We start from the raw sequence: 6,405 nt of genomic DNA, 5'->3' as shown, positions 1-6,405 counted from the left end.
TCAGTAGACTAAATGCGAAAGAAGCGGTTTCGGATGAGACGCTGAACGAATTTATTGAAGAAAGCGTACGTTTATTTACTAAGGCGCTAAGTCCCTAATAATATTTAAGTTTCTCTTCGAACAGCTCCGATCGGGGCTTTTCTTTAGCAACATATGAAAGTATGTACTTGCATTCAAAACGAAATTGAAAGGTGAGATGCTAAATGATTAGTGCGTCTTTTCCCTACGAAAAAAAGCGTCAACGGGTGTTTGATCTAGAGATGGCTTACGTGGAGGTAGGGAGTGGCGATCCGATTGTCTTCCTGCATGGCAACCCTACTTCCTCTTATCTCTGGCGGAACATTCTTCCTTATGCTCAAAATCGCGGACGCTGCATTGTTCCTGATCTCATTGGCATGGGGGACTCCGAGAAACTTCCCAATAGTGGACCCGACTCTTACACCTTTGTCGAGAACCGTCGCTATCTCGATGCCCTTTTGAATCGACTTAGCGTTCGCGAACGAGTTACCTTTGTTGTGCACGACTGGGGGTCGGCCCTGGGATTTGATTGGGCGTATCGCCACCCGGAAGCCGTGAAAGGGATCGCCTACATGGAGGGAATTATAAAACCTCGCAGCTGGAGTGAGATCCCTGAATCGGGACGGAAAATCTTCCAGGCATTGCGATCCCAGGAAGGTGAACAGATGGTATTAGAACAAAACTCTTTCATTGAGACTAACCTTCCAATCGGTATTCTGCGTAAATTGACGGAGGAAGAGATGACAGAATATCGTCGGCCATTCTCACAGCCCGGCGAAGGACGCCGTCCTACACTAACCTGGCCGCGACAACTTCCATTTGATGGCGATCCGGATGATGTGACTGACATTGTTACCACTTACGGTGAATGGATGGCGCAGAGCTCAATTCCAAAACTATTCGTCAACTGTGATCCAGGCACGATGCCGTCAACTCATGTGGATTTCTGCCGTACCTGGCCAGTGCAAACCGAGATCACCGCTCGTGGACGTCATTATCCCCAGGAAGACTCGCCTGATGAGATTGGCATAGCCCTTGCTGCCTGGTTGAAGGAACTGACATTATAACGGCTGCCTTCATGTCTTGGAGCGTTTTAACGTTTCGATGAGTACATCCTTATTCATATCTGTACCCGTAGCTACCTTCACCGTCCGACATCAATTGTTTTCGTTCGGATCTAACCTCTCCACGCCTCCCGCTATGGACTACGCCCTCCACAAATAGAAAAATAAAGTGGTAGACTGCCATGGCCTCATTTCATCTAACGGGCAGGATATTTCGGAATAATTGAAGAAATGTATCTGTAACAAACCTAATAGGAGTTTTCGTATGATACTTGCAATTAAGGTAATTAGAGTTTTGCTATTCGTAGTTGTAGTTTTGTTATTTGCTTCATCAATGCCAATCTTTGCAGGAATAACTTTGCTTTTTATTATTGGACTTTCGAAACTTCTTAACAAGATCAGTAAACACGGAAGACGCTAGCTCAATATAACAGCGGCAGTCTAGGACTTTATTTCTCGTCTAAGGCTGCCGCTGTTTAGATAGTTGGGGGTAGACTGATACTTTATTTACTTTTGCACGCGGAAAGGTTTGAAGGCAGCAAAAAAAGGTATCCCAGAAGCAGAGGGATACCTTTTTTACATTCATGAATCTATTTCGCTGCAGCTATAAGTTCCTTAAGCTCAGGAAGGTTGAAGCCTTTGACGGCATATTCTCCGGATACAGTGACAGGTACGCCCATGAAGCCGAGCTTCTCTACTTCCTCCTGATAGACCGTACTAGTCATAACATCGCGCACTTCGAACGGAATGCCTTGTTCCGTGAGCAGCTGTTTTACTTGATTACAGTCGCTGCAGCCAGATGTAGAGTAGACAATTACAGCCTGGCTCATTTGCTCACTGCCTCCTTGATGGCATCGCGGGTGATTTTCCAGTGGGAGGTGTTCCAGCGGACTTCCCCGTCTTCAAGCAGGAAAATTTGCGGAGATTCATGTTTGATGCCGAATTCTTCAGCAATCTGGTTCGAGACCGGGCGGTCTTCAATCACATGGACAATAGCTGCCGGCGTATCGGAGCTCTGTGCAAAGGCCAGAAACTCTTCGTTGGCTTTGGCGCTGATCGGGCAGGTTGTGCTGTGCTTGAAAAGCAGTTTCTTGCCGGGTTGCCCGACATATTGGTGCAGTTCATCCAGAGTATGGAGTTGTTGAATAGACATCGGTAAATCGCCCTCCTGGGATTCTATATTTTTGTAATTAAGATTGTAGCATAGTTCAAAATTAAAGCAAAAGATACGGCAGAAATAAAAGCCTTGACCCTGACACTGGTGTCAGGGTTTATACTGGAAGCAGACCATTTCTCATGAACCCCGGGGAGAATGCCATGAAAATAGGTGAACTTGCAGCGCGGACAGGCGTAAGTGTCCGTTCCCTGCGATATTATGAGCGTCAAGGATTGCTTACACCGCTCCGGGAGGCCAACGGCTACCGTGAGTATTCGCCGCTGGCCGTCGAAACGGTAGAGACGATTAAGCTGTATTTGAATCTGGGGCTGTCGACAGAGGAGATTGCCGGATTTCTGCATTGTGTACTGAAGAATAAAGAGGCCTTCTGTGCAGAGGTGATGCCGCTCTACCGCAGCAAGCTGGAGGAGATTGAACGCCAGATTATTGAACTGAGTCAGATCAAGCTTAATCTCCAGCAGCGGATGGCTGCAATGCAGCAGGAGCAGATGGAGAGCGGGACTTCTGAGCGCGGGAATGCTGAATTGGATAATTGTTAAGCGTACGATCATACAGTCACGGGAGGGAAGAATAATGGCAATTATGAATATGGAGCATGCGGAAGCCCTGCGGGCGGAGCTGAACCGCAGCGGAACGGTGCTGGTTGATTACGGTGCGCCGAGGTGCGGGCCCTGCAGAACGCTGCTGCCGATTCTGGAGGAACTGGATGAGGAGTATGCAGACAGCGTGTCTATTGTTAAGGTTAACTGTGATGAGCTGCCTGAACTGGCGTCAGAGGCTGGCATCATGGGCCTGCCTACTGTGATCGTGTACAGCGGAGGACAGCCGGTGGAGAAGCTGGTTGGTCTGCGTCCGAAATCCGTCTATCAAGGCGTATTGAGAAAGTATGTCGCGGTGAGCAGCAGTACCAGTTAACGCATAGAGGCGGGAAGGGGCATGTCAGGCATGCGCTTCCCGCCTTTTTTTGCATATCAGAAAGTAGCTGTTCAGGGTTTACAGAAGTTATAAGGGCTTATTGTTCACTCAGTACTGCTGTAGGCCGCTTTGGCAAATGCAGCCGGAACCGGTACAACCTCGTTCTGGTGCAGGGCTTCCAGTATCTCTTCTCTGAGGCTGCCGGTAAATGCGCTCCAGGCCTTTTTGCCGACCCCCAGCTCATCACGTCCAATGGACTGCAGGGTATCCAGCCAGACCCGCTTGTCATTAATCACTCCCAGCTGCTCCTGAATGTTCTTATAGATTTCTTCATGGGCATGAAATTTCTGATTGAGTGCAAAACCCGCAGAGCTCGCTGTATACCGCAGCTCCTTAGCCGATATTCTTAGCTCATGCAGGGCCTCGAAGGCAGCCTTGGACTCCGCCTCAGGTTCTTTAAACAACATTTTGCAGGCCTTTTTCTTCTGTTCGAAGGCTACCTCCAGCTCGCGCATGACGACGTTTGCGTCCCGTTTGGCGGTCAGGGCTTCCAGGGGGCCAGCGAGAAAAGCCGTCCAGAGCCTGTCCAATTCCTTTCCGGTCAGCTGCGCAAGCCCGCTTTCCAGCTTCTTGCGGTACTCCTTCCGCTTCTCCTTCTGATGCTTAATGACGGCCTTCAGCAGCTCCGCTGTCTTGTTGTCGCCATCTTCCTTCGCCAGTTTGCGCCGCTCTTTGAAGGAATTAATCAGTACATCTGCATCCCTTACCTTGCCGAGCATCTTCTGGGCTTGTTTAAAAGTGCTATATAGCTCAGCGGTGGAGGAATGATCGGGATCAAGAATCGACAGCAGTGTCAGCAGCTTGCGGCTGTTTACCCTGGCCTGGTGAATATCCTCATCTCCGAAATCCTTCAGCGCGTCCTTGCTGTAATCACGGAAATTGACATAGAGCTTGATCATCGCCTGTTCCCATTGACGGGTCTTGCTGGTTTGCTTGTCCTTCGTTAGCTGTTCGACGGTCATGCGGCATCACTCCTAAAGGTTGTGTGTGTATTGCATGAACTTCAGCACATTCTGTCTAGCACGGGGAGTATCTTCTTTAGTATAAGGATAACGCTTGGATGAAGCGATTTCAAATGCTTTAGGTGTCCTTGCCTTCGCGCCGGGAGGGGAATGGGTTACAATAGGAGCAGTATATATTTCACGGAAATGAAGAGCGGGCTGCCCGGAAAGGCGGACAGTCCATTAATCATCTTAGAGGAAGAGGGTAATCATCAGTGGTTTCTCATGAGGGCTTGGGGCTATTAAGCAGACTCTTTGACGGGCAGGAGCAGAGAACGGTCAGCGTTCTTCCTGCGGAAATGGCGGTTTTTGAGCATTTTGCCGGAGAACAGCCGGAGGCGGGAGCGGAGGATATGCTGATTCCGTTCGCTTATGAAGAGACGCTGTGCCGGGACATCGGAGCGGGAGCGGTTCCGCCGTCCCTGCATCTTTGGAGTCACCCCGGAGGGGTTGCGCTGGGTCTGCGGGACAGCAAGCTGCCTTTAGCCGCAGCGGCGATGACGGAGCTTGAAGAGGCGGGAATACGCACGGCAGTCCGGCACTCCGGCGGTGCAGCCGTGCCGCTTGACGCGGGGATTGTCAATGTGTCCCTGATTCTTCCGAAAGCTCCGGGCAAGCTGGACTTTCACGATGACTTCCGGCTGCTGGCTTCGCTGATTGCCGAAGCTGCAGCCGTAAGCCATCCGCAGGCCGCGGCAAGGATCAGGGCCGGAGAAATCGCCGGCTCGTACTGCCCGGGCGATTTCGATCTGGCGATCGGCGGCCGCAAGTTCTGCGGCATTGCCCAGCGTAGGCAGAGCAGCGCGTACTTCGTGCACGCGTTTGTGGTCGTCTCCGGCTCCGGACAGGAGCGCGGGGAGCTGATCCGCGGATTCTATGAGACTGCGTCCGGAGGGGACGAGTCTCTGGTCTATCCGCGGGTCCGCCCGGAGACGATTGCCGCGCTAGGCGAGCTCGGCGGGCCGGATGCAGCGGCGGTGTTTGCTGCAGGCATCCGGCAGGCGGCCGCCTGCCGGGGCGTGCAGCTGACCTCCGCCGCGCAGCTGCGGCAGGAGACGGGGTATGATCTCCAGTACAGCGATCATCGTGTGCTGGAAGCGGCGGAGATTCTGCGGGAGCGGTATGCCCGCTGAATAAGCTTGTGCAGCATTAATCTTGAAACCCGAGCAGTGATTCCCCGTGACGGGGGATCACTGCTCTTCTTCTAATGGGCATAGCCGCTTAGTTCGTACATATTCACCTGCTGATAACAGCAGCTTCATGGCTACAAGTACAGCTCAGGCCGCCGGTCAGTGAAGATAGGAATCTGCTGGCGCACCTCGCGGACTTTCTGCAGATCAATGCTTCCGCTCAGAATCATCTCGCTCTCTCCAGCTTCACTTACAATGTCCCCCCAAGGATCAATAATCATCGAATGTCCGGCAAAGATGTTCGCCGGATCGGCTCCGGCTCGGTTGCAGGCGATAACATAGCATTGATTCTCGATCGCCCGGCTGATCAGCAGGGCACGCCAGTGGGCAAGCCGCGGCATCGGCCATTCGGCACTGACGAACAGCACCTCGGCACCAAGCGACGTGTGGGCGCGGACCCATTCCGGGAAGCGGATATCGTAGCAGATCAGCCCGGCGCATAAAGCCCCGTCCAGGGTGAACAGCCCTTTGGCTTCCCCCGGCTGCAGATACCGATGCTCATCCATCAGCCGGAACAGATGCAGCTTGCTGTATTCGCCGGCCAGCCCGCCTTCACGGTTGAAGACGAACATGCTGTTAGTAATCCCGGCAGACTGCTTGCTGGCAACAGAGCCGGCCACAATGTTGATGCCGTATTCCCTCGCGAGTGCAGAGATCATGGCCTTTGTCTGTGCGCCGTCAGGATCGGCAATCTGTTCCAGCCGGGTCAGATCGTATCCGGTCGTCCATAGTTCAGGCAGGATGAGGCAATCGGGCTTTGCTGCGGCGGCCCCGCGGATAAGCTGTTCCGCCGCAGCATAATTTGCCCCGGGATTGCCAAATGCTATATCGAGCTGAATCAGGGATATTTTCATGCGTCAGCCTCCTTCATAGTTAAAAATTATAGAGCATTCTGCCGGCAAAGCAATCCGCCAGCGGGCATCAAAAAGGAATATAAAATAAATAGTTGACGGGTCAATTAAATAGGTGTAAACTAATTT

At 52.1% G+C, this 6,405-nt stretch carries 8 protein-coding genes; 4 read left to right on the top strand and 4 right to left on the bottom strand.

Going from position 1 to position 6,405, the window contains the following annotated elements; translation table 11 throughout:
* Nucleotides 1-203 precede the first annotated feature (203 nt).
* Nucleotides 204-1,085, top strand: coding sequence for a haloalkane dehalogenase (locus AQR02_RS24860; protein WP_054943086.1), 882 nt, complete (start codon nt 204-206; stop codon nt 1,083-1,085).
* A 587-nt stretch (nt 1,086-1,672) separates the two neighbouring features.
* On the opposite strand, the gene AQR02_RS24855 is transcribed toward AQR02_RS24860, so the two are convergent.
* Nucleotides 1,673-1,912, bottom strand: coding sequence for a glutaredoxin family protein (locus AQR02_RS24855; protein ID WP_054943085.1), 240 nt, complete (start codon nt 1,910-1,912; stop codon nt 1,673-1,675).
* Complete coding sequence (ytxJ, locus tag AQR02_RS24850) at nt 1,909-2,235, bottom strand: bacillithiol system redox-active protein YtxJ (protein ID WP_054943084.1); 327 nt, start codon at nt 2,233-2,235, stop codon at nt 1,909-1,911. The genes AQR02_RS24855 and ytxJ overlap by 4 nt, the downstream gene beginning before the upstream one ends.
* A 164-nt stretch (nt 2,236-2,399) precedes the next feature.
* Here ytxJ and AQR02_RS24845 point away from each other — a divergent pair, with 164 nt between their 5' ends.
* On the top strand, nt 2,400-2,798 hold the full coding sequence (locus AQR02_RS24845) for a MerR family transcriptional regulator (protein ID WP_054943232.1): 399 nt from the start codon (nt 2,400-2,402) through the stop codon (nt 2,796-2,798).
* A 34-nt stretch (nt 2,799-2,832) separates the two neighbouring features.
* Entirely contained in the window at nt 2,833-3,174 is a 342-nt protein-coding gene (locus AQR02_RS24840) for a thioredoxin family protein (protein ID WP_054943083.1), read from the top strand.
* A gap of 104 nt (nt 3,175-3,278) precedes the next feature.
* On the opposite strand, the gene AQR02_RS24835 is transcribed toward AQR02_RS24840, so the two are convergent.
* Nucleotides 3,279-4,196, bottom strand: coding sequence for a CHAD domain-containing protein (locus AQR02_RS24835; RefSeq protein ID WP_054943082.1), 918 nt, complete (start codon nt 4,194-4,196; stop codon nt 3,279-3,281).
* 254 nt (nt 4,197-4,450) lie between these two features.
* Here AQR02_RS24835 and AQR02_RS24830 point away from each other — a divergent pair, with 254 nt between their 5' ends.
* Nucleotides 4,451-5,368 (top strand): lipoate--protein ligase family protein, encoded by a 918-nt coding sequence (locus AQR02_RS24830; protein WP_054943081.1) that lies wholly within the window; start codon nt 4,451-4,453, stop codon nt 5,366-5,368.
* A 131-nt stretch (nt 5,369-5,499) separates the two neighbouring features.
* On the opposite strand, the gene AQR02_RS24825 is transcribed toward AQR02_RS24830, so the two are convergent.
* On the bottom strand, nt 5,500-6,279 hold the full coding sequence (locus AQR02_RS24825; protein ID WP_054943080.1) for a carbon-nitrogen family hydrolase: 780 nt from the start codon (nt 6,277-6,279) through the stop codon (nt 5,500-5,502).
* Between the last annotated feature and the right edge of the window lie 126 nt (nt 6,280-6,405).

Origin of the sequence: Paenibacillus ihuae (assembly GCF_001368795.1) — a bacterium.
Classification (GTDB): domain Bacteria; phylum Bacillota; class Bacilli; order Paenibacillales; family Paenibacillaceae; genus Paenibacillus_AQ; species Paenibacillus_AQ ihuae.
This window is presented reverse-complemented; position numbering and strand designations above follow the sequence as displayed.